Source organism: Massilioclostridium coli, assembly GCF_900095865.1.
GTDB classification, from domain to species: Bacteria; Bacillota; Clostridia; order Oscillospirales; family Ruminococcaceae; genus Massilioclostridium; species Massilioclostridium facile.
Genome location: NZ_FMIZ01000007.1, coordinates 557,784 through 583,863, shown reverse-complemented (window position 1 = coordinate 583,863; position 26,080 = coordinate 557,784). Strand labels below are relative to the sequence as shown.

The 26,080-nt window shown below is 40.5% G+C and carries 18 protein-coding genes; 5 read left to right on the top strand and 13 right to left on the bottom strand.

Annotation, left to right across the window (positions count from 1 at the left end):
- Positions 1–160 precede the first annotated feature (160 nt).
- Together BQ2683_RS07980 and rpmE are read right to left on the bottom strand one after the other, a co-directional pair.
- Complete coding sequence (locus BQ2683_RS07980) at positions 161–784, bottom strand: YigZ family protein (RefSeq protein WP_333724069.1); 624 nt, start codon at positions 782–784, stop codon at positions 161–163.
- A 93-nt stretch (positions 785–877) separates the two neighbouring features.
- Positions 878–1,081 (bottom strand): 50S ribosomal protein L31, encoded by a 204-nt coding sequence (gene rpmE, locus BQ2683_RS07975; RefSeq protein ID WP_069988471.1) that lies wholly within the window; start codon positions 1,079–1,081, stop codon positions 878–880.
- Between the two features lie 431 nt (positions 1,082–1,512).
- On the opposite strand from rpmE, the gene BQ2683_RS07970 reads away from it, so the two are divergent.
- A complete protein-coding gene (locus BQ2683_RS07970; protein ID WP_069988470.1) occupies positions 1,513–4,578 on the top strand; it encodes a metallophosphoesterase in 3,066 nt (1,021 codons plus the stop codon).
- Between the two features lie 595 nt (positions 4,579–5,173).
- Here the strand turns inward: BQ2683_RS07970 and BQ2683_RS07965 are convergent.
- A complete protein-coding gene (locus BQ2683_RS07965) occupies positions 5,174–6,385 on the bottom strand; it encodes a glycoside hydrolase family 25 protein (RefSeq protein WP_069988469.1) in 1,212 nt (403 codons plus the stop codon).
- Between the two features lie 934 nt (positions 6,386–7,319).
- Positions 7,320–11,192, bottom strand: coding sequence for a glycosyl hydrolase (locus tag BQ2683_RS07960; protein ID WP_069988468.1), 3,873 nt, complete (start codon positions 11,190–11,192; stop codon positions 7,320–7,322).
- Between the two features lie 202 nt (positions 11,193–11,394).
- Between BQ2683_RS07960 and BQ2683_RS07955 the strand changes: the two genes are divergently transcribed.
- Positions 11,395–12,453, top strand: a complete 1,059-nt coding sequence (locus tag BQ2683_RS07955) for an AraC family transcriptional regulator (protein WP_069988467.1) — start codon at positions 11,395–11,397, stop codon at positions 12,451–12,453.
- A 309-nt stretch (positions 12,454–12,762) separates the two neighbouring features.
- Here the strand turns inward: BQ2683_RS07955 and BQ2683_RS07950 are convergent, their stop codons facing one another.
- From BQ2683_RS07950 to BQ2683_RS07930, 5 genes are all read right to left on the bottom strand, one after another.
- Positions 12,763–13,917: a DHHW family protein gene (locus BQ2683_RS07950; RefSeq protein ID WP_083256423.1), complete on the bottom strand. Its 1,155-nt coding sequence runs from the start codon at positions 13,915–13,917 to the stop codon at positions 12,763–12,765.
- A 14-nt stretch (positions 13,918–13,931) separates the two neighbouring features.
- Positions 13,932–15,332 carry an MBOAT family O-acyltransferase gene (locus tag BQ2683_RS07945; RefSeq protein WP_069988466.1) on the bottom strand — a complete coding sequence of 467 codons (1,401 nt, stop codon included), beginning with the start codon at positions 15,330–15,332 and terminating at the stop codon, positions 13,932–13,934.
- Positions 15,333–15,353: 21 nt separating this feature from the next.
- Positions 15,354–15,827 (bottom strand): DUF4358 domain-containing protein, encoded by a 474-nt coding sequence (locus BQ2683_RS07940; RefSeq protein ID WP_069988465.1) that lies wholly within the window; start codon positions 15,825–15,827, stop codon positions 15,354–15,356.
- Positions 15,818–16,606 (bottom strand): GDSL-type esterase/lipase family protein, encoded by a 789-nt coding sequence (locus BQ2683_RS07935; RefSeq protein WP_159427362.1) that lies wholly within the window; start codon positions 16,604–16,606, stop codon positions 15,818–15,820. The genes BQ2683_RS07940 and BQ2683_RS07935 overlap by 10 nt, the downstream gene beginning before the upstream one ends.
- A 1,056-nt stretch (positions 16,607–17,662) precedes the next feature.
- Positions 17,663–18,235 (bottom strand): xanthine phosphoribosyltransferase, encoded by a 573-nt coding sequence (locus tag BQ2683_RS07930; protein ID WP_069988463.1) that lies wholly within the window; start codon positions 18,233–18,235, stop codon positions 17,663–17,665.
- 220 nt (positions 18,236–18,455) lie between these two features.
- Between BQ2683_RS07930 and BQ2683_RS07925 the strand changes: the two genes are divergently transcribed.
- The gene (locus BQ2683_RS07925) at positions 18,456–19,847 is read left to right on the top strand and encodes a uracil-xanthine permease family protein (RefSeq protein WP_069988462.1); all 1,392 of its coding nucleotides are present in this window, start codon (positions 18,456–18,458) and stop codon (positions 19,845–19,847) included.
- Positions 19,848–20,302: 455 nt separating this feature from the next.
- The gene (locus tag BQ2683_RS07920) at positions 20,303–20,794 is read left to right on the top strand and encodes a GNAT family N-acetyltransferase (protein ID WP_069988461.1); all 492 of its coding nucleotides are present in this window, start codon (positions 20,303–20,305) and stop codon (positions 20,792–20,794) included.
- Between the two features lie 370 nt (positions 20,795–21,164).
- Here BQ2683_RS07920 and BQ2683_RS07915 read toward each other — a convergent pair whose 3' ends face one another.
- From BQ2683_RS07915 to BQ2683_RS07900, 4 genes are all read right to left on the bottom strand, one after another.
- Positions 21,165–22,910: an Rqc2 family fibronectin-binding protein gene (locus tag BQ2683_RS07915; RefSeq protein ID WP_069988460.1), complete on the bottom strand. Its 1,746-nt coding sequence runs from the start codon at positions 22,908–22,910 to the stop codon at positions 21,165–21,167.
- A 4-nt stretch (positions 22,911–22,914) separates the two neighbouring features.
- Positions 22,915–23,676: a Nif3-like dinuclear metal center hexameric protein gene (locus BQ2683_RS07910; protein ID WP_069988459.1), complete on the bottom strand. Its 762-nt coding sequence runs from the start codon at positions 23,674–23,676 to the stop codon at positions 22,915–22,917.
- 12 nt (positions 23,677–23,688) lie between these two features.
- The gene (locus tag BQ2683_RS07905) at positions 23,689–24,384 is read right to left on the bottom strand and encodes a tRNA (adenine(22)-N(1))-methyltransferase (protein WP_069988458.1); all 696 of its coding nucleotides are present in this window, start codon (positions 24,382–24,384) and stop codon (positions 23,689–23,691) included.
- A gap of 73 nt (positions 24,385–24,457) precedes the next feature.
- Positions 24,458–25,075 carry a GH25 family lysozyme gene (locus BQ2683_RS07900; protein WP_069988457.1) on the bottom strand — a complete coding sequence of 206 codons (618 nt, stop codon included), beginning with the start codon at positions 25,073–25,075 and terminating at the stop codon, positions 24,458–24,460.
- 109 nt (positions 25,076–25,184) lie between these two features.
- Between BQ2683_RS07900 and BQ2683_RS07895 the strand changes: the two genes are divergently transcribed.
- Positions 25,185–26,075 (top strand): RluA family pseudouridine synthase, encoded by an 891-nt coding sequence (locus BQ2683_RS07895; protein ID WP_069988456.1) that lies wholly within the window; start codon positions 25,185–25,187, stop codon positions 26,073–26,075.
- Positions 26,076–26,080 lie beyond the last annotated feature (5 nt).

Below are 26,080 nucleotides of genomic sequence, written 5' to 3'. Positions count from 1 at the left end.
TTTATAGAAAACTATCCCCTATGGAAATGTTTTAATCCAGGCATTCTTTGTAGGAAAATCCCCCACTCCGTCAGGAATAAGAAAAGTCGTTATAATGGTGTGATTTTTCCTGTCTATCTCTATATCGGTGACATACAACAATATGCGCTGTTTTATTGTCCTATTCTTCGATATAAGGATAATCGGTAAATACCTGTTCTACCGTATCGAGGATAATTTGCCCATTACACGCCTCAATCAAATCCTTTTTTAGCTGTTCCGCCGTATCCAAACGAACCAGAAGCTGTAGGGTAACCCGGTCAGCAAAATCGGATTGTTCCAATTTGATATTGTAGTTGGGCAACAGGTAATTAATTTTACCATATAGGCTATAGTCAAAATTTAAAGTAAGGCGCTCACAGTCACACATCAAAATTTTTTGTGCCGCATGTACCGCAATGCTACATCCATGGGAATAAGCCCGTACCAGTCCTCCTGCCCCCAGCAGGATTCCGCCAAAATAACGGGTCACCACAGCACACACATCGGTCAACCCCTCTTTTTTCAGGACTTCCAGCATGGGGACTCCTCCTGTCCCTTGAGGTTCCCCATCATCGGAATACCGTTCAATCCGCTCTTCCCTTACAATATAAGCGGAAACATTGTGGGTGGCGTCATAATGCTTGGATTTGATTTCAGCGATAAACGCCTCTGCTTCCGCTTTTGTTTTCACCGGTTTAATAAAACCAATAAAGCGAGATTTCCGCTCGATAAACTCATCAGTAGCATAATCCGCAATTGTCACATAATCCAATTGAGATTCCCCCTTTTGTGGGATATCAAAAAAATCGTCTGTAAAAAGAAGGAAAGCGGTGTACTGATACACCGCTTACTGTTCTTATTTGTTGAGATTAAATCTTCTGTTAAATCTATCAACACGTCCGCCGGCATCAACCAATTTTTGTCTGCCAGTAAAGAACGGATGGCATTTAGAACAAATTTCAACTTTGATGTCTTTTTTGGTAGAACCGACTTCAATTACATTACCGCAAGCACATGTGATTGTGGTTTTTTCGTAATTTGGATGAATTCCTGGTTTCATGATCGCATTCACCTCCAAGAGTATAATTTCTATTCGAATATTCCTGTTATCAAATACTCATTGCCTATCTATGATAGCACAACACAAATAAAAAAGCAAGCGTTTTTTTAAAATTTCACAAAAATAATAATAGAAATGACACTTTTAATTGGATACCTACAATTTTCCCTTCTTTAGATTATAGTACTATCTTTTTCATTTTTCTATCAATAACGGCTAACTTCACTCATAAAATGATAAATTCTGGAAAATTTGATATAGGTTTAACCTAATTTTGCTTCTCTTTTTACACAATTGAGATAGAATGGTAATTGTTCAAAATATATTGTTCCCATTCGTGATATACTGAAAAAAACAGGAAATTCAAAGATGGATAAAGGAAAATTTATATTTTAGGACATAAAATTATCGTAAACAAAGGAGAACGTACTATGCATTTTTCAAAAAAATGGCTAAAAGGCAGTATTGCAGCGTTACTTTCCGCTACATTGCTGTTAGGCCAAGCGCTTCCTGTTAGCGCAGCTATAATGTCAAAACAACAAGAGGAACAATTAAAAATTGCTGTTTTGTCCGACACCCACTATTTGTCCCCTGATATGATCAAGGATACCACCGATTATACCAATCACCTGAACAGCGACCGTAAAATGTTTACAGAAAGTGCTGCCATTTTAGATAAAATGTTGGAAACCGTAAAGGAAGACCAACCTGATGTACTGATGATCTCTGGCGACTTGACCAAAGACGGTGAAAAAGAAGGCCATGAGCAACTGGCAGAAAAATTGGAACATTTAAAAGAAGAAGTTCCAAACTTAAAAGTATATGTTGTACCTGGCAACCATGACCTCCGAAACTCTAATGCTATGAACTTTAATACGGAAGATGGCACCGCTATTCCAGCAGGACGCACAGAACCAGAGGATTTTAAACAAATCTACAGCGATGTAACATTTGAAGATGAAAGTATTATTGATACTTACACTCCTCCTGAAGGAAAAGAAGCTGGTGGTTTATCTTATGTAGCTCGTCCAGAAGATGGCTATACTGTAATTGCGATTGATTCTGCACGTTATAGTGCCGACAATACCGATTCTGGCTTAGATGAACACGAAACTTCCGGTGCCATTAGTGCCGATTTGGAAAATTGGATTTTAGAACAAATTAAAGAAGCAAAAGACCGTGGCGATACTGTTATCGGCTTAGAACACCATGGTATGGTTCCACACTTCGAACTGGAACCTACTATTTTGCCAATGTACCTGGTCAACGATTATGAACGTTTAAGTGAAGAATTCGCTGACGCCGGTATGCAGTATATTTTTACTGGTCATATGCACGCCAACGATATTGCAACTATGACAACAGAAGCTGGAAATACTCTGTATGATATTGAAACCGGATCAGTTGTCACTTACCCGTCTCCAATGCGTTTTGTAACCATTAACAGAAATCTGGACAACGGGGTTGTAACTGAAAACATGTCGGTTTCTACTACAACAAACCTAGGCCCAATCACCTTTACGAACCCATTAACAGGAGAAGAACAGACGATTGAAGATATTACCGCGTATGGTCAGCAACACGGCTTCTCTGTTGATATGGTATCCACCACTGTAAATGGTTTCCTCCACGGTTATTATGACCAAATCACGGAAGCTGGTGGAGTCAAACCAGCGTTGGAAGCTTTGATCAACAATTTATTGGGCGATACCCTCCCCGGTGATGGTAATTTAACCATTGAACAACTTATTGATGTTGCACTTCCTCTACTTCTCCCAACAACTCCAGAGGCAGGAACCAACGTTTATTATGAGGGCAATACCATTAAAATTTGGATTGCCAGTGATGAAGCCCCAGATGCTGCTCCAGGAGAAGATCCAGATGGATATTGGGCATCGATCCCTGTACAGGGTTTAAAAGAAGCTTTAACTCCTGTATTTGGTACATTGGACAGTATGGTGGCGAACCCTACTATTTTAGATAATGCCATTGATGCTTTAGCGAGCGATTTATTAGCAGTCCCTGTATACCAGACTGAGTCAGAAACAAAAACCATTTTAGACCTTGCGAACTATGCATACCAGAGCCATTTAGCTGGAAACGATAACAAAGACAACATGCCTGCATGGGTAGCTTCCGCTGAGCAAGCTATTAGCAGTGGTGAAGTAGTTGACCAAATTGTGAATCTGCTTATCCAACATGTTTCCAACCTGCTTACCCAGGTATTGGATCAGGTATCCTTAAAAGACCTGACAGGTATCGCTGGCTGGAACTTGACTACAAAAGAATGGATTCCAGTGGAAGGGAGGACTGTTTTAATCCAACCTTTAAATGACAATACCAAAACCATGATTAACCTGATGGCAATGTTTGTAGGATGGACAGCTGAAGGTAGCACCAGAATGATTCCGGATGGCTACACTGTTCAGGACTTGATTACAAAAATCAACAATGTTGGTGGCTTAATTGGGATCAGTGTCAACTTTGAAGAAATCCTATCAGAATTGATTAACGGTACGCCAGCTGATCCAGAAACAGGTACAGAAGCAACAGAAGGTTTATTAACTGAAGAAATGCGGCAGCAACTGGGCGATTTTGCAAATAGCATTGTAAATTCCCTAGCGATTGATAGCAACTATCCAAAAGATAATAACACTACCATTACAAACCAATACACGGTTGAAAAAATTAACAAAACAATTTTAAACCAAGTAATTACCTACGCAGAAAATGCCAAAGTAAGCGGAGAATATGATAATGCAATCGAATCCGTACAAAAATCCTTTGATGCTGCTTTGGAAAATGCAAAAACAGTAGCAGGCAATGCGGCAGCAACCCAGGAAGAAGTAGACGCAGCATGGAAAACCTTGCTGAATGAAATCCACAAATTAGGATTTGTAGCTGGGGATAAAATAGAACTGGCTTCCCTGATAGAAGCAGCAAATGAAATCAATGCAGAACTTGACCGTTATGTGGAAGCAGGCAAAGCGGAATTCACCGCAGCATTAGAAGCAGCAGTAGCGGTATATGAAGATGGCGATGCCATGCAAGCAGAAATCAACCAAGTAGCGGATGATTTATTAAATGCAATGCTGAATCTACGGTTCAAAGCAGATAAGTCTATTCTGGAAGAAGTCCTTGCGGAAGCAAGCGAAGTGGACGCAAACGCATACACAGCAGAAAGCTATGCAGCATTACAAGCAGTAGTAGCAGAAGCAAGCGATGTATACAACAACGAAAACGCAACCCAGGAAGAAGTAGATGCAGCAGTAACAAGTGTACAAACAGCAATGGATAACCTGGTAGCAGTGAATGGAACCGTAAATGAAACAACAACTACCGACAACAACGCTACTCAAGCCGGACAAGAAAGCACTACAGCCAAAGCAAACACTGCAAAAACAGGAGATATGAATCCAGTTGCAGGAATTGCAGCTATCACAGTTGCAGGTCTTGTCCTAGTACTCACCCTCAAAAAGAAAGCTTCTAATATCTAAGCATATTCCATTTAAAACAATAAAGAAAAACCAAAGCCACTTTATTTTGGGGCTTTGGTTTTTTCTTTGCCGTTTAAGAGGAACGAATCAAAAGTAAAATCCTATCATGAATCAATAACAGCAATCCTTTTTGTGCTATTCCATCATATTAAACCATATGAGAAGGTAAAATAGCATAATTTATCATTTCGCCTTCCTTCAAACCGTATATCTTAAAGAAGAAGAAAAGTATCTATATTGTTGGAGAATACTCCTATAAAAAGCTTCTGTTACCATTAAAATCTTGCAAAAGGAGAAACTGAAACGATATAGCATTGTTTCAAAAAGCGCCTCAGTCTTATAATTTCAATAGATTGAGGCAATCAGATAAGCTGGTTGAGATAACTATCATTAACTAAATGCACTAACAGACAACCATTTTTATATTTGTTCTTAATTCAACTAAAAACCATTCTTTTTAGAACCATAAAAGGTTTTTTATTTAAAACTAGAGATTTGTTGTACCTGAAAGAAATAAAATTTCCCTGTTATAGAAAGATAACTACAACAGGGAGCAACTCTAATTTGAGAAGGAAAACTAAAAAATGAACTATTCTTATCCTATTTTCCAGGCATTGCGGTCAACGTTTCCGTTAATCCCTTTTACCTTGCCCTTATCGGTACATTGCCAGATGGTAAAATCGTGGTTCCAAGTGACACTCTCACTCCAACGGGCTAACCATTTTTGATAGGAAGTTAAACGGCTCAATTGAAGGTTATTCTCATACCAGGACTGGCTGGCATAAATCATAGTTTGTTTTCCAGCGGAAGCCACTGTCTGGCAAAAGGCAGCTACCGCATCCGTACGGGCGGAAGTGCTGGTACGGTTTCCACGGGGTTCGGTATCGCCGGCGCCTGGATTCCAGGCAACATATTCAGTATCAATAATAACAGGGCCGGTAACTGGTAAACCACTAATAGCGTTTAATGCAAATTCGGCTTCTGCCCTACCCTCATCGGCGTTGATTGCCTGGGAAAAGAAATAAACACCGCATTCAATTCCAGCAGCAGCTGCCGCACGTACATTTTCCTCAAACCGGGTGTCGATTACAATCTTTCCGGATACACTACCACGGTATCCCACACGGATTAATGCAAACTCAATCCCATCGGATTTTACCGCTTGCCAGTCGATTTTTCCTTGATGGACTGAAACGTCAATCCCCATTTTAGAGGAAAGTTCTCCATTGCCATTAAACCAATACCCTATATTATTGATGTTCTTCCAACCTGTCATCTTTTGTCCGTTCTGATAACAGTAGGTTTTTCCATCCGTTTCCCACCATCCCGTATAATTTGGATCAGTTGGGAAGGTTGGGCCTGGCTGGGGAGGAGCTGTATCTCCCCCTTGTTCTGGCTGGGATGGAGCAGAAGATGCTGGCGGTGTAGTTGGGGTATCTGGAATCGTAATGGAACCCCCTGGACCAGCATCTGGATGCTCATTTTTTTGCGGGTCCTCTTTTTTGTTCTCCTCAGTTGGTTTAAACTGGGGGTCTTTTGTTACCTTTCCTGTAATTTTTTGTACAGGAGCCGGAGCGGGAGGCGCACTGGAAACTGGCTCGGAACTCTCTGGCTCAGAAGATGAAACCTCTTCCGATGAAGATTCGATTTCCGAGGAGGAAGATTCTACACTTAGGGAAGAAACAGGAGGTCGTGACGAAACAACCGTTTTTTCAGGAACCGCCTGCTGCTTTGCCAATACAGAAAGGACCGTTAAGCTGATTGCGATACAAAAACTAATGCCAGATAAAATAATGCGTTTTAACATCCTCATTCTCCTTTGATATTTCGATCAATTTTGTCATAATAGAAATTGGTTCCGTTATACTTGTCCATACAAATAAAGTGGGCCTACCTGTTAGGAAAAGCCCTATTTTATTTACCAAAAAATAGAATCCAATTCAAAAAACGATCTAGGTTCTATTTGAAGCCAAACATGATTTACAATAGATGGAATAAAATCATTTCTGTTCCATAAAATTAACTGTTATTTTTAGCGGTACATTCAGCACATATCGGTCGTTTAAAAGCCATCAAATACGATGTAAAACAAAATACTAGTGCCATAAGTAAATAAGTCTACAAATAGAAATTTTTGTTTGTCACACTGTCAGTATATCTCCATTTCGCCAACCATAAGACTGGAGACTATTTTTCATAGGAAACGTCTTGAAAGTCCCATTCCATAAGCTCCCAATCCAATATTATTTTTTATGAAACAGCAACGTTTGCCAAACGAAATATTTCCTACTCTGCAACCCGCCAAACTTATATTTCAATTCAAATATAAGTTTCGTATTTTTCTATCATAGCAAGGAAAAGAATCGTTTGTCAAACCCATATTTTTCCTGACAAAATAGTTTAAATCATTTACCAAAAGCAGGTTATCTCATATACAAAAACAGGAAAATAAATTGGAGAAATACGATAAAATAAAACGAATAATACGACAAAAATCAGCAGATTAAATAAGCTAATTTCCGAATTACGGATATCTTTAAAAACTGGGGAAAATCATGAATAAACGATTAAATTTTCTATGTCATTTCATCCACTTAGAAGTAACAAATAAGAAAATACCGTTTTTCGGTAAGTAGTTTGCATAATATCCGGATACCCCATACATCACAAAAGGCCGGTTTTATCAAACCGACCTTTTGTGTATTCTATTGAGAGAAAAGAGAAGAAGAAAACGTTATGAGTTATTTTTTCTTACGGGAGAGAACCAGTGCAGCTCCTGCAATTGCTATTGCTGCCATTCCAGCAATAGGTGCAAAGTCGCCTGTTTTCGCCGCATTTGCTTTTGGTGTAGTGGATTCCTGTCCTGTCTGGCTTCCAGCTGTATCATTGTCTTCGGTTGGAGTTTCAGCAGGGGTTCCATCTACTGCTACCAGGTTATCTATTGCTGTTTGTACACTTGTTACTGCTGCATCTACTTCTTCCTGAGTTGCGTTTTCATTGTTGTATACATCTTTTGCTTCTGCTACTGCTGCTTGTAATGCTGCGTAGCTTTCTGCTGTGTATGCGTTTGCGTCCACTTTTCCTGCTTCTGTAAGAACATCTTCTAGGATGGACTTATCTGCTTTGTATCTCAGGTTCAGCATTGCATTCAACAGATTGTCTGCTGCTTCATTTACTTCTGCCTGCATGGCGTCTCCGTCATTGTATACACCCTTGGCTGCTTCTAATGCTGCGGTGAATTCCGCTTTTCCTGCTTCCACATAACGGTCAAGTTCTGCATTGATTTCATTTGCTGCTTCTATCAGGGAAGCCAGTTCTGTTTTATCCCCAGCTACAAATCCTAATTTGTGGATTTCATTCAGCAAGGTTTTCCATGCTGCGTCTACTTCTTCCTGGGTTGCTGCCGCATTGCCTGCTACTGTTTTTGCATTTTCCAAAGCAGCATCAAAGGATTTCTGTACGCTTTCAATGGCATTGTCATATTCGCCACTTTCTTTGGCAGCTTCTGCGTATGCAATCACAGAGTTCAAAATACCCTTATCTGCCTGTACATCCGCCTGATATACGTTTAGTTGGATTGGTCCTTCTATTCCAGTATTAATTACTTCTTCCTTTCCACCTAATCCTGCAATATATTCAATATATTTTCCATAGTAGATATATTCAGGATCTTTGGTTTCATTATAATATTCACGGAAACCAATTCGACGGTTATTTCCTAGCGGCTGTGTTTTAATGATAATTGTATTAATACCTTGTTTTAATGCTGATGTAACATCAATTTCGTATGGAACAAATTCTACTTTTCCTATTTCGATATCGTTTACAACAACAGTAACTGGAGAATAAACGATTCCAAGATCAAGCATAAAACGTTTTCCTTGTTCAATCTCATTTTCATCTAAATCTAATTGAGTAGTATAAGTCCCTTCATTGCTCACATATTTTAATACACCATTTTGGAATGTATCGCTGGACCAATCACCAAAAACATCTTGATCAAACGTTACAGTTTGAACCTCACCTCTTTGCTTTGCACCAATGTTATCGGCAGTCACACTCAGGGTAAATCCTTCCAATGGGATTGTTTCATCCACTGGTTGGGTATTAATGCCATCTGGAATTCCTTCAGATAACTCAGATTCTTGGAAACCAACCTGTTCTAATTCACATACCAACCCAATTGCTGCTTCAGATTCCAGGGTTACAGTGATAGTGTTGCCATCCTTTTCCGCTTGGTAAATTTCCCCGCTGTTCTGATCCAGCCAGTAGCAGTTTTCCAAAGATGGATCAATGTCCAGGGTAACAGTCATTTGCTCTTTAGAAGTATTGCGGATATATGCCAGTTCTCCTCCTGTTTCCAGGCTTCTTCTTGCCAAACGTACGTTGGTATTATATTCACAAGAAATTGGAGCTGTTACATTTTGATCTAATGCTATCGTATATTCTTCCATAGTAGAAACACAGGCAACATTATCATAATTAGTTGTAATTGCCGTTGCGGCATCTACTACTTGTTGGTCTAATGCTGCATAATTTCCATCTGCATAGCTTGGCTGCTTGTTTGGTAAATCCCCATAGAATATAATTGGAGCACCCTGTTTTGCTAGTTCATTTAATGCGTTAATAGTTTCTACTGGCATAGTCTGATCCTGAATCAACAGTACATCGTAGGTCATGCCAGATGTAGCAGCCACAATCTTGCCGTCCTGGTAAGAGAATTCATTTTGGATTGCATCATCGTTGACAGCATCATAAGTATAGCCGTTGTAATTCATCGTTTTGACTGCGTCTGTTTCTTGAATACTTCCAAACAGTGGCATATAAATTGCCACATCCGAACTTGGATTTCCCTGTTGCATCATATAATTGGCGCGTGCAGCATACATATTTAAATTATTGAAATATGGCCAAATCGGATTGACTTGACCTACCTCAATACCAATTCCAGGCCAAGCTCTCCAGCCTTCTTCTCCATAAACTTGGTTAGCCTGTGCCTCTTCAGAACCATAGTAAATAGAACTTAGTCCATGGTAGAAGAAATTGTTTACACCGCTGGTTGCCATTAAATCATACCCATTTTTAATAAATTGAGGGGTACACTGGTACGGAGTGGAACCCAAGGTATACACTTCGGAAGTAACCAGATTTTTGCCATACAAATGGGCGCCTGAAGAAACGCGGCGTAAAGAGTATTCACTTAATCCTTCTGTTTCCGGGATATCCACATAATAAGAGGATTTAATTGTGTCGATTGGAGGATTATAGGCCTGCTGGCGGTATACCATACTGTATTTGGCCAATTCATTACTAAAGGATTCCATTCCTTCTAGAAATTGCTCATTAACTAGTTGATTATAATCATATACTATCCTAGATTTTTCATCTTCAGACAAATTATAAGTTAAAAATGTATTATTTGTTTTAGGAATGACTCCAAAACCAAAACAGTTTTCTCCCTGTTTATATAAAGAAGGCAAATATTTTGTTAAATCATAACCAATTACATTGGTATCTGAACTTTTTGCGGCATCGTATACTTTGTAATTAAAGTATTTATCTGTATAGAACTCATAGCTATCATTAAAAGCAGCACGAATAGTATCGCTATATTTGGATACAATTGGTTTCAATCCATCTTCATTGCCCAGCCATTCATTTACAAATTTAGCACAAGCTTCTCCATCCAGATGATCTACCACATAACTATGGTCAGCAATACCACGAATCGGGAATGCCCCAGATGGAATAGAATATAAAGCAATTACTTCCCACTCCCCTTCTGTATCCGGTGTAAGAGTAATAATATCACCATCATTAAATTCTTCTTCACTCATATCAATTACCGTAGTATGATTGATATCCAATACAACCTGATTCTCATAGGTCTTATTCACTTCTTTTGTATTGATATCAATAAATCCATTGCCAGCAGTTAAGGGTGTACCATTGCTATCTTTTTTTGCAAAAATAATGGCTTCGAGTTTTTTAACGCCAGTCCATTCTGTCATCAAAATACCATCAGCTTTTTTATCTCCATACAAAGGTGTTACTTCAACATCTGGAATAGTGACTTGAATTTGATTGTTCACATTGTCAGCTTGAACACTTATAGAAGTACGACCAAGAGCCATATTTTCCATCCCGTCCTCCGCTGTAATTGTTTTATAACTTGCATCATAGCCAGAGCCCATATTTAAATCTACCGTAATACCTTTTTCTTCGGCTGCTGCAATAACTGCCTCAATTTTTTCATAGTAAACATCATTGTCATAATCTTTCAAACGCTCATCTGGATAGATCGTTTCTTCTGCTGAAGAACTTCCATTTTCGGAAACATATCCTGCATTAAATGGTGATATCTCTACCATACCAAAACCGTTTTCCGCTAAATAATCAATCTGTTTCAACAAATCCTCTGTTGTCGTACCAGGAGAAATCCACCACCGTACGCCAGGACGGTATTCCATACCTGGTTTCGCAAACTCTGATGCGGAAATTGCACTATCCATATTACCTGCCAACGCGGTTTGTGTCATACCAATGCCCATACTTGCAACCATTGTAACACTTAATACAGCGGCAAGCATTTTGGTTTTTAATGTGTGTTTCATTTTTTCCTCCATTTCTGCCTTGGGTTTCAGTTTTATTACAGCGCTGTTTGGTTTTATTGTAATGGATTTACCAATTGATGTCTATGTATAATTTTGTGTTTCGCTATGTACAAAAACAATTTTTAAACAAAATAATATTGATTTATTTTGTTGATATTATATAATATAAAATAGAGGTTGTATTGAGAAAAGAGGAAATTGTATGGGAAAAGAAACATTTTTACAAGAGTTATTAATCTTTCGTCCTATCGAAAAGGCTTTCCGCAATATTTATCAGATATACCATACATTAGATGGGACAGGGAAAGAAATCGAATTTTTATTGCAACAATTATATCAAAATTATCCATTTGTCCAAACTTTTCAAAGTCAATTTGAAAGCGACCAAAAATATCAATTATCTCAGGATTTTTTTCTAAAAGAAAAATCCGTTTCAATTTCCTGCCATCCTAGATATATGCTGGATAATTTCCATATCCATGATTTTTTTGAAATGATTTATGTACTATCTGGAACCTGCCAGCAAATTTACCGCGGAACCTCTTATTCGCTTCATACGGGGGACATTGCAATTATGGCGCCTTATACCTCTCATAATATCCGCGTCACAAATGATGAAACCATTGTGATTAACATTTTATTTCGCAAGGAAGTATTAGACCAGCTATTGGCGGATCTCGTTCAGGAACAAAATATAATCTCTGAATTCCTGCGATGTGCCCTTTACAATGAACGGGTGGAACACCAAATTATCATCCAGACCGGCCAAGATGAATCGCTCATAGGCATATTAGAAACCATGTATCAGGAAAACCAGAATCAAAAGCCTTTAAAAAACAGTTTGATGATCTCCTACTTAAATATGTTTTTTATTCAGTTGATTCGTTCCCATCTAAACGATATTAAAGCGGTAGATACTCATGCTAATGTGGATTCGGATATTATCCCGATTCTAGCAGAAATACAAGAAAACTTTAAAACCATCACTTTAAAGGACCTCTCTTTCAAATACCATTATACAGAAGCCTATTTGAGCAAAAAAATAAAGACATTTACAAAACACAGTTTTTCGGAGCACATTAATGAGTTACGCCTGCAATACGCGTGCAAATTATTGCAGGAGACAGACTGGCCTGTGGATAAAGTTGCCAAGGAATCCGGCTTTTTTGACTTAAGCCATTTTTCCAGGCATTTTAAAACTAGTTATGGAGTTGCGCCTGGAAAATACCGAAAACAAGCCAAAGAAAATGTCCAGTCATGACCTCCGGCAAAGCCGGAGGCTTGATTAAGCCATAGAAGGGCATTTTACTGGCGGGCATCTAAAGACGCACTGAACATTCTTTCTCTTGCATCTACTGCTCCGCCGCCCGTAAACGGGCATTTATGCTTCTTTCCGAGCTTGATAAACTTGCTAGATTGCTTGTTAGTAGCTCGCTTCGCTCGATACTTGAAGCTAAGCTTTTTTACGAGGCACCTCCACTGGCATAGCCGGTGGTTTTCCTAATCAATAAAAACGGCTGGAATTCTTTTCCGAATAGAATTCCAGCCGTTTTGCTGTAAAATACATTGTTTATTGTGGATTTAATACCATTTTTAACGAAGTATCCTGGAAAAAGGTGTTCGCGTTATACAGGAATAAGACCTCATTAATTTCATACAAGCTGACAATATCGTCCATGGTATCATAATAATAACGTGGGTCTACCATGACAATCTCCTCATAATAGGGAAGTAAAAATGGTACAAAGCTATTTGCGTAGGAGTCCTTTAACACCAACAGCTTGCGTCCATTCCTTACCGTGGTTTGGATATCTACTACAGAATGGTTCCCACCTAAAAATACAGCGTAAGCATCTTTTGTTTTCAGTTTTTCCGCATCATAAATGCTGGCTGTTTTTTCCTCTTCCTCCACATAGTTTACCACATAAGTCGGTTGAGTACTTGGCTGGTAAACTTCAATTTTATCCCGTTTATCAGGCAAAAATCCGCTGGTAGAACTCAACGTACCCTGAAAATCATTGCTGACAACGGATTGGGTGTAGGTCATGGAAGATGTATCAATCCCCATGGTTGGAGCCGCTGCTTGAAATGCCACATAGGCTCCATCCGTTGTCCAGTGATGGTCGGTATGGTAATAAAGGTCCTCTGTGGAAGTGAGGAACGCATCCCGGATGTCAATTGTCTGGATTGAACTGGTAGAAAGCGCCCCTTTCAACTGGTCTAGATAGGGATTCTGGTCAATGACAGGGGCGTTGTTTGGCAATTTATCCCGATAAATATTCTCCGCCGTCGGGGCAATCAAAGCATACTGCTTCAATTCCGGATACCTTCTGGAAAAACGCTGCAGTTCCTCGATTGTCTGGTCCAAGTTTTCCTCATCCGGCTTGGTAAACTGCTGGATTAAATAATCATCTTTCCCTAAATAAACCCCATTGGATTCCCTTTTTCCCAACCACACATCAATTTGGGATTTTAGCCGAACCCAAAAATTACGGAATACAAACTGGTCGTTTACATAAGTTTCGTATTCGGTGCTAAATCTGCCATCCTCCAGCTTGTCTAGAGATAAAGCCGGCCTGGTTGCCAGCATACGGTTTTCTTGTTCCGAAAAACTCTGGTCTTTCTGAATCAGGTTCGCTCCAAACAAAAAGAACAAACCAATGAAAAAAACCGGCACCATAATACGTACAAAACGAAGGATTGGATTGGATTTATACTTTTTCATCGACTGTCCCCTTCTTAAAATCGAAAATACAAAAATGGGTTATACGTATCGTAAACCAAATAGGCTACACATGCCAGGCATAACACCACATTTATCACAACCGCCAACCATGGCCTTTTTTGCATCCAGTGCTTGAACACACGGTAAATGCCTGGACCACATACCAGGGCAGCGATTGCCATTAAGATAAAATTGCTTTGGAGCAAGTATAGCCCTGTGCTGTCCCATAGTGCGTGATGGAAAAAATCAAACATATTTTGCAGGTAGCTCCATGCGTCCGCCATAGAGGTATTGCTGAAAAAGACCCATCCTATCATGACAAGGAGAATCGTACACAGCCAGTTCAACCATGTTGGCATCCGCTGAATTAGTTCCACAAACACATATTTTTCTAAAATTAACAGGACGCCATAATACAGCCCCCATACAACAAAGTTCCAGCTCGCTCCGTGCCACAATCCGGTCAATCCCCAAACAATCAAAAGGTTGCAAATATGCCTTGGGACGCTTACCCGGTTCCCGCCAAGGGGGATGTACACATAATCCCGGAACCAAGAGCTCAAGGAAATATGCCAACGGCGCCAGAACTCAGTAATACTCTTAGACACATAAGGGTAGTGGAAATTTTTCATAAACTGGAATCCAAACATTTCCCCCAGACCAATCGCCATATCGGAATAACCGCTAAAATCAAAATAAATCTGGAAGGTATACGCAATAATACCAAGCCAGGTTGTTAAAATAGAAGTGGAGCCTGGCTCCAATCCCTGTACATAAGTATAAACCTGCCCTAAATTGTTAGCAAGTAATACTTTTTTGGCAAGCCCTTTAATAAAAAATTCTGCCCCAAGTCCCAGTTTGGTCAGAGTAACATGGCGATTCTCCAATTGGACTGAAATATCGGTATATTTGACAATTGGCCCAGCAATCAGCTGTGGGAACATGGTCACATACAAACTAAAATGAATAAAATTGCGCTGTACCTCTACTTTTTTCCAGTATACATCAAAGATATAAGATAAAGTTTGGAAGGTATAAAAGGAGATACCAATTGGCAAGGCGAGTTCTTTGTAAGGAAGGTTTACCACAAACAAATCGTTAATTGTGCCAATCAGGAAACCAGCGTATTTAAAAAAGCCCAGTAAAAACAGATTTACAACTACCGTAAAGATCAAGCTGGCCTTTGCCTTTTTTGGCCGGTGGGCAGCATTGCGCTGGGCAATATCCAACCCCATTACATAGTTAAATAGGATGGATAGCAGCATTAAAATCACATAAACAGGTTCGCCCCAAGCGTAAAAAAACAGGCTGAACAACAGTAGCACAAGGTTTTTCCATCGCTTAGGGACGATAAAATATACAATTAATACAATGGGAAGGAAACAAAACAAGAAGAAAATACTGCTAAAGACCATTGTAAAACCCTTTCTAATCCTTTAGTTTTGAATGGAGGATAAAAATTCTTTTTCCCAATCCTGCACGGACCCTGATACGCCAAAAAAAGCATAATCCCCTTTAAACTCAAAAACCGCATCTGATAACAGCGCTGTTTGCTCCACTCCGTAGCCTTCAAAACTCTTTTTTTGGGTTTCCAAACGGTTCTCAACCGCTGTTTCCAGGGTTTCCTTTTGACTGGAGTCTTTCATTTTTACAATTAACAGCTCATCCACATCCATAGGGGAAATCGAACGGTATAAGATACAGCCGTCATAGTCTTCCTCATTCAAACTATAATAACGGCGCAAATCATTGGCAGTGCCTTTGGTCAATTCAAATACTTTTTCATTATGCAGCATCACCTGCTCTATTTCTGCTACCGGCTTATCCGCATAGTTATCCGTCCAGCAAATTCCCACCAAAAAAGCCGCTAAACAGATAACGCAAAGAAACTTTGCTAATTTCATATCCATCCAGCCTCTCTTGCCATATGCTGTAGCCACAATGGGTAATAATTCGCGTTTACATGAATACCATCGGATTCATAAAATTCTGGATGGGCTTCTATCAAAGAGTTGTTATCAACAAACACCAACCCCAATCGGGAACACATCTCCTGCAGTGCTTGGTTGAACTCAGGGTATTTCCCATACAACGGCTGTTTATCAATCGCGGTTTGGTTGATTGGAAGGATAGAGTTGATATAGATTTTGGTATTTGGCAGCCGCTGCTGAATACTTTTAATCTGTTCCTCATACGCTGTTACAAATTTTTGAGCGTCTCCCCTACAATAGGTCAGGTCGTTCATACCAAACGCCAAAAACAGGTTTTCCGGACTTAGACCAACGGCAGTATCAAATAATTCTTGGGCAGTTTCAACACTCACACCCCGCTTATATACGACATTATTTGCTGGAAGGTAATTATAAAGCTCTAAAGCCTCGGTAATGGAATCCCCCGCAACCACCGAATTTTTAAAATATTTTTTTAGATCCTCTTTGCTCACTGTCAGCTGGTCGGAAACCCCAGAGCTGACAGGAGGTTCGGACGATTGTTCAGATGATAAAGAAGAATCCACCTCATTTTGAGCGGAGGAAAGGTCACCTGATGTAATGCCGCTTAAATCGACAGAACTCGTATTTTCTTCCTGTTTTTGTGATTGCCGATATAAAATAAAAATTGCCGCAAGACAGACAACAATGATACAAATAAAGATCAAATTTTTTTTAGACGAAGCTTTTTTCTGTTTCACAATACTGAATCCTTTCATCTACAGTAATTCTATTTTCCCTATTCCACTATAACATAAAAAAGCCCAAAACTAGGCAAATAGAAAATTTTATTCTTCTGTATTTTCAAGATATGAATAGTAATACTTTTTCGTTCACAGAAAAAGCAACAAAAAAAGACCCAAATAGGGTCTTGATTGCGAATCAATTATCAATTAAAATAAAGCATGAAAAAGTATATTTTAGCGGTTCTGTTTATCTTAAAACACAACAGGAGCTACAATAAACATTTCCTTTTTTAACGAAATTTCATTTTTTATTGGAGTAAACTGAAATGAAAAATACGTTATATTTTGTGCAGCCACATATCAAATAATAGCAAAATAAATCTTTATTATTTTAACACATATAAGCCTAAATACCAATAAAAATAATATGACTAATTTGTGAATCTCATAAAATATTATAAATTGTGACAAAATAAACCGAATATATTTTGATGAATTTATCTTTTTTTCAGCGTTTTCACTTAATTTAAGGCCCTGTATTTGTCGAAAAATAATATGAAACTATTATAAATTGATTTTTACCATCTGTCAATTCTATCATCACCCTATTTTTCAAAAAAACAATACTATTGAAACCACTTTTTATACTTTATAGCATTCACCGGTTTGATTAAAACAATTGTTAAACTGAACGATATCAAAATTTGCTCATTACCCTAACTTTGATGTTATCACCTTCTGTCGGATTTTTGGTTGACATGTCAATTTTTAATTTAATTATAGTAGCTTCTCCAAGAAAAACAATATGATAGAGGAGATTGAAATGATTTGTAAAAAGTTTGTAATCTTCTTTGGAAATAATGTTATCCTTTGTAACCCTCACGTTACGATTCGTTCAGGATTTTCCCTTTCTTTGGAGGTTCATCCTGGGCTTCCTCCTTAGATATCTCATGAAACTACAGTTCAGTTTCCCTATGCTTTTACCATTTTATTTGCCCCAATTTACCAAAAATCAGGAAAGCCTTTTGCCAACTTTTACGTTCTGGCAAAAGGCTTTTTTCATCTCAACAATTAACGGAAAGAAATCTGGTTATTGTCAATATGGTCAATAATCGCCAAAGATTCCAAATGTACCCCCATCTCCCGGATGATTTTTCCACCATCCTGGAATCCTTTTTCAATGACAATCCCACATCCAGCAAGGGTTGCTCCAGATTGTTCAATAATCTTAATCAATCCCTTTAAAGCTTCCCCTCGGGCGAGGAAATCATCAATGACCAAAACGTGGTCCTGTTCTGTTAAAAACTTAGCTTCTACCTGTACGTCAAACTCAATCCCTTTGGTAAACGACATGACTTTTGTGGTCAACAAAGCACCATCCAAGTTTTTGGATTTGCTTTTTTTCGCGAACACCACTGGTACATTCCCAAAATATTGGGCAGCGATTGCTGCGATCCCAATTCCAGATGCCTCGATGGTTAAAATTTTATTGATGGAAGTGTCTGGAAACAAACGGCGGAATTCCTTTCCAATTTCTTGCATCAATACAATATCCATTTGATGGTTTAAAAAACTATCTACTTTTAGAATATTACCCTCTTTTAATTTTCCATCTTTTAGAATTCGCTGTTTTAACAGTTCCATAATACCACATATCGCCTGTCTGGTCAGACGATTTACTCCTTTCTAAAATCATAGCAATCAAAAACTGGCTATTTATCATAATTATTCTGTATTGTAACACTTTTTTCATCAAAACACAACATAAAACACATATTTTCTCAATAATTTGAGCAAATCCCCTTGTCGTTTTTTTATTTTGCCAGTATAATGAAATTATTAAAATGATATTAAGGAGTTATGTATGAAAAAAAGTAATGATGCATCGACCCAAAACATCTATTGTTTAGACGGACGTGTGCCTTTGTTAAAGGCGATTCCGTTTGGATTACAGCATGTTTTAGCAATGTTTGTTGCGAATATTGCTCCCATTATGATTGTAGCAGGGGTTGGCAACCTTACTGCCGACCAAAAAGCAATGCTGATCCAAAATGTAATGTTTATTGCCGGGCTTGGCACTTTAGTCCAGCTTTACCCGCTTTGGAAAGTAGGCGCTAAGTTGCCGATTGTGATGGGGATCAGTTTTACATTTGTAACAATCCTCAGTTATGTAACGGTTACTTACGGCTATGCTGCGGCAGTGGGATGTACCATTGTTGGCGGTATCATTGAAGGCACATTGGGGCTGTTCGCGAAATATTGGAGGAGAATCATTACTCCAGTGGTATCTGCCTGTGTTGTCACCACGATTGGATTTTCTTTGCTGAGTGTAGGCGCAACTTCGTTTGGTGGAGGTTCTGGCGCCGCCGATTTTGGTTCCGCTCAAAACCTGATTTTAGGTACTGTTACACTGATAAGCTGTATCTTATTTAATATTTTCGCCAAATCCTTTTTCAAACAACTATCGGTTTTATTCGGCTTAGTTGTAGGTTATGTATTGGCGATTTTTATGGGCAAGGTGGATTTTTCCGCTTTGGCTGACACACAAATTATTTCTGTCCCACGCATCCTTCCATTTATGCCAGAGTTTAACATCAGCGCCATTATTGCGGTAACCGTTATCTTTTTGGTATCCGCGACTGAAACTATTGGGGATATCTCCGCCCTGTCCATCTCCGCATTAAAACGTGACGCTACCGATAAGGAATTCAGCGGCGGTTTGGCATGTGATGGCTTTTTGAGCTCGGTATCCGGCTTATTTGGTGGTATGCCAATTACTTCTTTCAGCCAAAACGTGGGGCTGGTTGCCATGACAAAGGTGGTAAACCGTTTTACCATTATGATGGGTGCTCTAATTATGATTTTATGTGGTCTGTTCCCTGTGGTGGGAGGCCTGTTTGCCACATTGCCAGAAGCGGTATTGGGTGGCTGTACCATTATGATGTTTGGCTCGATTGTGGTCAGCGGTATCCAGATGATTATCCGGGCTGGCTTAACCGAAAAAAACACCATGATTGTAGTATTGTCTTTAAGCATCGGAATTGGATTTACTCAGGTTAATGGGTTGTTTAGTATCTTCCCAGAAATGGTGCAGGAACTGCTGCAAAGCAACTGTGTTGCCATCGCCTTTGTGGTAGCATTGATTTTGAATCTTGTTCTGCCAGAACATATGGGGAATAAACAGAAAAAAGAGGCAATAGCCGCAGAATCAGAACAGGAAACTGAATCCGAAGAAAAAGTAGAGACAACAAAATAATCCGTTCAAGCTCCTCCCTGAAAAGGGAGGGCTTTTTTATGGTTTTTATGGAAAAATAGGAAAATGCTGCAGAAATGGAATTCTATTGCCCTGTTACAGAATCATATCGTAAAATTTTAGAGACTGTACTGCTAGCTTATAAAAGAACCACTAATAATACCCAGTAAACAGACTGTCATAATCAGTGCAAGAAATTTCTCACAAAGGATACATGGTAATCCCAATTTGCTATTTTGGGAAGATGGCGATGATCAATTTACGAAATGAATTGATGTTATGATACAATACCTATATGGAACTGCACCAATGAAATGGGAATCACAATGGGGAACTTCCCTCTTTTGTATTGCAAGGAAGCTCTCTGAAATAGAGTGTTATTTCATTGGAAAACATGACAACCTTGGCAAACAGGTGTATAATGGAATAGATTTATAAATTCGTAGGGAGGCTAAAATATGAATATTGCAATCAAACCATATCAAATAGAGGATGTTCAACAGGCGATTTCCATTTGGAACGAAGTGGTAGAGGATGGGGTTGCTTTCCCACAGACAGAACTGCTGACACCCGAAACAGGGCATGAATTTTTTTCCCAGCAATCCTATACCGGCATTGCTTATGAGGAAGGCAGTAACCAGATTGTTGGGCTGTATATCCTTCATCCAAACAATGTAGGGCGTTGTGGGCATATCTGTAACGCAAGCTATGCGGTAAAATCTTCGATTCGTGGGCAACATATTGGGGAAAAATTAGTGAATCACTGCAAAGCAGAAGCCAAAAACCTGGGATTCCAGATTTTACAGTTCAACGCAGTAGTAAAAACCAATCTGCCAGCACTCCATTTATATCAAAAATTGGGGTTTACTCAGCTCGGTACCATTCCAAAAGGGTTCCGCATGAAGGACGGAAGCTATGAGGATATCATCCCCCACTACTGTACACTATAAATGAAATCCAACAACAAAACCTCCATAGTAGAAAAAACTACTATGGAGGTTTTATGATATCCAAATCTTTTCGATTCAAAAATAATTTGTTGGTAACCAAAACCAATATTGAACGGACAGTATGACAAATCCTGAAACGACGCCATACTGGTAATCCCTTAAATTATTATCATGGCATTCTGCCCGCAAACGGATATCTTCCATTTAATCCTGTGGGAAATCTGCCAATTTATACAGGATTAGGTGCCTACCCGTTGCTTCATCCCCTGATTAGAACTATGCTTATACTAATACACCTTAATTTCTCCGATTGAACTGAAGATGGATTCCTTATAGAAAGAACAATCAAAATAATCTGGCTTTTTGCCTATTATTGTTTCAATTTCTGTTCCAGTTCGGCGGAAGGGTTAACATAAGCGGTCTGCTGATTTGTAAAAATCACCATCCCCGGCTTTGCGCCGTTTGGCTTTTTCACATATTTCACCAGGGTATAGTCCACTGGCACCAGCCTGCTTTCCCTTGCTTTGGAATGGTATGCCGCCAAGATACATGCTTGTTCGATGGTGCTATCCGGAATTTCTTTACCGTCACTGAGGATAATCACGTGAGAACCTGGGATATTTTTGGTGTGGCACCATAAATCATAGTTTTTTGCCTCTTTTAAAGTCAGGCGGTCGTTCTGTTTGTTGTTACGTCCACACAGAATGGTAAATCCATCGGTGGACTGGTATTTTAATGGAGGCAGTGGCTTAGTATGCTTCGCGTTGCGGCGGGTATTTTTTAAATAGCCCTGCTCCATGAGTTCTTCCCGAATTTCAGCGATTTCCTGGTCGGTCGAAGTACGGCTGACGGTATCAAACACGCTGTCAATATAAGCGAGTTCCTGTTCCGACTGCTCCAGCAAACCAGTCAGCATTTTTTCTGCTGTAATCGCCTTTTTATAATCCGAATAATACCGCTGGGCATTTTGGGCAGGGGTAAGCATGGGGTCTAATAAAATCGTAACTGGTTTATTGTCGTCATAATAATTTTCCAGGGTAACCCTGGTTTCCCCTTTTTGAATCCGGTACAGGTTAGCGTTGATTAAATCCCCAAATAAGCGGTACTCATCCCGGTTCATGCTGTGTTCCAGTTCATTTTTCTGGATTTCCAGCTTGCGGGAAATCCGTTCCGATGTATTCAACAACATCTTTAATAGGTCGTGGGAACGCTGTTTCATCCGGGCAACCCTGTCCCGTTCTACATAAAAATAATCCAACAGGCTGCTGGCGGAATCAAACAGTTTTGCCTCTAAAAATCCGCCATACTGGGCAATGGGCAGGAAAGAAAAATCCTTCGGTTTGCCCTGGTCCAGTAGCACAGTAAATTTTGTGCGGTTATGGGTTAAAATATCCCGAATGTTGTCAAAGCACTGGCGCAGGCGCGCTGTTTGTTGCCCGGTTAAATCATCCCGCCGCAGTTCTGTGCCTCCTGTGGTGTAAAACGCCATTTCCCGGGATAAAATTGGGGAAATCCCCTGGATCGTACGCAGCAGCATTTTAGAAAGTTCCCCATTAGGCTGTTCATTCAATGCCTGTATCAGTTCATCATTGGTGCTGGTCAATAAATTCTTTTTATTCTGCAATGGAGGTATAGTATAGGTCAAATTGGGCAGAATCATCCGCACGCCGGACATACTGGCGTCTACCCGCTTAATCGCATCTAAAATTTTACCTTCCTGGTTGATGACAATGATGTTGGAATGGCGTCCCATAATTTCCACCGCTATGGTCATTACCACCGTGTCACCCAGCTCGTTCGTGGTTTCAAAGTCCAGGTAAAGCACACGGTCCATTTCCAACTGCCGCACCGCAACCAGTTTCCCGCTGCCCAGGTGTTTCCGCAGCAACATGCAGAACATAGGGGGAACCTTCGGGTTCTCTGGAGGATGGTTGGTAAAATGGATTCTGGCATTGTCCGCGTTGGCGGAAAGCAACAGCCTTCCAGAACCTCCTTTCCAGCGCAGCACAATGATAATCTCCTCCCGGGAAGGCTGATGGATCCGGTCAATACGGGAGCCAAGGTATTGTTCTAATTCTGTTTTGATAGTCGATAAAAAAGCGCCGTCTAAAGCCATTGGTTTAATCTCCTAAATAAAGCACTGGATTTTGAAAATCCGCTAAGATAAATTCGGTTTGCGGGAACTCCTGTTCCAAACGCTGTTTCAAAGCGGGGCAAACTAGGTTTTCGGTGTCAAAATGTCCGGCGTCCACAAAGGTAAATCCACTGGAATGGGCATCCAGCAAAATGTGGTGTTTTGCCTCCCCTGTTACCAGGGCATCCGCACCGGCCTCCATTGCGGGATACAGGGCAAAATCCCCACCACCGCCTAATACCGCCACTTTCTGGACGGGACGGTTCCCCACGGTATAACGTAATCCGTTGGCACCCAATGCCTGTTTCACATACTGGGCAAACGAATCTGGCTCCATGGGATGGGTTAGCTCGCCAATCCTACCCATTTCTTCCCCGCCTTCCAGGAGGGAAACCTGCTGCAAACCCAGTTTTTCCGCCAGCACATCATTCACGCCGCCTTCCGCCTTGTCCAAATTGGTGTGGGCAGATATTACGCTGATGCCATGCTGCGCCAACAGGTAAACAGGGCTGTCTGCCATCAATTTTTTCAATGGATGGAAAATAATTGGATGGTGGGTAATAATCAGTTCCGCTTTTAGCTCGATTGCCTGCTGAATTACCTCTTTGGTAGCGTCCAACGCAATTAAGGCGCGGGTAACGTTGCACTCTCCATCCCCCACCAGGAATCCGGCATTATCAAAGTCCTCCTGGATATCAAAAGGGGCAAAAGAGTCGATATAACGTTCTATTTGTTTTACAGTAGCCATAAAAATCCTCTCCTATTCTGTCACAGGACGGTTTAGATACTCTTGTAACGCTTCCACTAGCTGTTGAATTTGTTCCTGTTTTTCGTTTTTTTGCTTCGCATGCTCCAGCCCGTGCAGCATACGGGTATATTTTTTTAACTGGCGCTGGAGATATTCCTGTCCATCCTTAGTGGAGGGCAGTATTTTTCCCGCCACAGCCTGAAAGTCAGATAATTCTAAGGTTTGCCCAGTGTATTCCACCGCCATAACGCAGTAAGTGTGGGTAGGTTCTAAAACCGGAATTTCTTTTTGGATGGTAAAGCCGTTATAGGCAAGCCATTTCCGCAGCTTGTCCGCAAAGGTCATGGGCTGGAGAACCAACCGTTTTCCCGGCTGGAATACCCATTTTGCCGGTTGGATTAAATCCGCAATCAGTTCTCCCCCCATGCCGCACATAATAATTGTATCCACTGTTTGGGAGATTTGCTCCAACCCATCGGATAAAACTGTGGTGACCGACTGCACCAATCCATAACGCTGTATCAACGCCTTTGCTTGGGAAAGGGGCTTTTCGTTTACATCCGAAGCATATACATGTTTCGCTTTCCCTTCCATCACCAAATGGGCCGCCAACATGCCGTGGTCGCATCCAATATCCGCCACAATTGCCCCTGGACGTACCAGGCTGGCGGCAGCGGCCAACCGTTGATCCAACACAAATTTTCGCATTTTGTCCCTCCGTAAACAGCTTCATTTTGTTTCTTTGTTATTATAGCATAATCTTTGCGTTCTGTCATCCAGCCTATTCTTGATTGCCCAGTTCACAAACATCAATTGAAAAATCCGTGTAATCCCGGTAACATAAATTTAGCCCTACATTCTTTGGAACTCCAGCCACCCTTCCAGTACAGCTGTACTGCCAAATGGTATAGGGCTGGACAATGTCCGGCGGTTCTATTTGATAATCTGCCACCCATCTGGCACAGCAATGTTCCGAACACATTTTCAGCCCCTGATTCCACCGATGGGAAAAATCAAAAATAGAAGGGAAATATCCCTCCAGTTTTACCTTCATGGCAAACGCAGAACAAACACCGTTAATTTGTTCCTGGTCCATCCCCAAATGCCATAAACGGCTGCAATCATACGCAACAGGGTAACAGACAGGAATGGACTGGATGGATTTCAAACAAAATTCAGCCTCCCTAAATGCTTCATCCGCGTTTGCCGCCTGACCACAATGGTAGATGCCAATGGGGATACCATTGGAAACCGCCCCCATTCCGTTTTGATACAGCTGGTTATCCTTTCTACAACCAATTCCGGAGCATAGCATAGCAAACTGGATTCCCTGATATTTTACCAACTCCCAATCAATTTTTCCCTGGTATTGGCTTACATCAATTCCTTTCCGCTCCATAATCCCCCTCCTTTGTAAAAATCCCCTATTAGTAAGATATGCCAATAGGGCTAGATTTGCCTGTTTTGCTGTGTTATAATAGGGACAAACAATGAATTAGGAGAATTTGATGGAACGTATTTTCACAACAGTGATTTCCCAACAGCAGGATGGTCAAACGGTAGCATCTATTTTAAAACAGCTTGGCTTTTCCAACGGCATGGTACGCCGACTAAAACGCATCCCCAACGGTATCCAGCTAAACGGGAAACATGCCAAAACCCCTGATACTGCCCAAACCGGCGATCAGCTCCGATTGGTTTTGGAAACCGCTGATGCTGTTTCGGAACATATTGTGCCGGTAAAAGGTGATCTGGATATTGTTTACGAGGATTTGGATTTACTAATTTTAAATAAACCGGCGGGAATACCTGTCCATCCATCCCAGGGGCACTTTGAGGATAGCCTGGCAAACCGGGTGATGGCATACTACCAAAACCAGGGGCTTAACTTTGTGTTCCGGGCGGTAAACCGGCTGGATCGAGGGACGTCCGGTTTAATGGCAGTGGCAAAACATTCATTTACCCAAGACGCCCTTTGCTCCCAAATGGGGGAAAAACTGATGCAGCGCAGCTACCTTGCAATTGTGTGCGGTACACCCCAGCCTGCATCTGGAACCATCCGCCTGCCCATTGCCCGGGAAGAAGGCAGCACCATTAAACGGATTGTCAGCCCAAACGGGGTGGAAGCAATTACCCATTACCAGACAATCCGCTCCAACAATGGATACAGCCTATTGCGGATTCAGTTGGAAACCGGGCGTACCCATCAAATCAGGGTTCATTTTTCCCATTTAGGCCATCCATTGGCAGGGGATTTTTTGTATGGTACCCAACTTCCAGAACTTCCACAAGGGCATGCCCTTCATTCAGAACAGCTAAAATTATACCACCCTATTTTGCGGAAATGGATGGTATTTACTGCCCCATTGCCAAAACCACTACAACAGTTGATTGATTAGGAGGA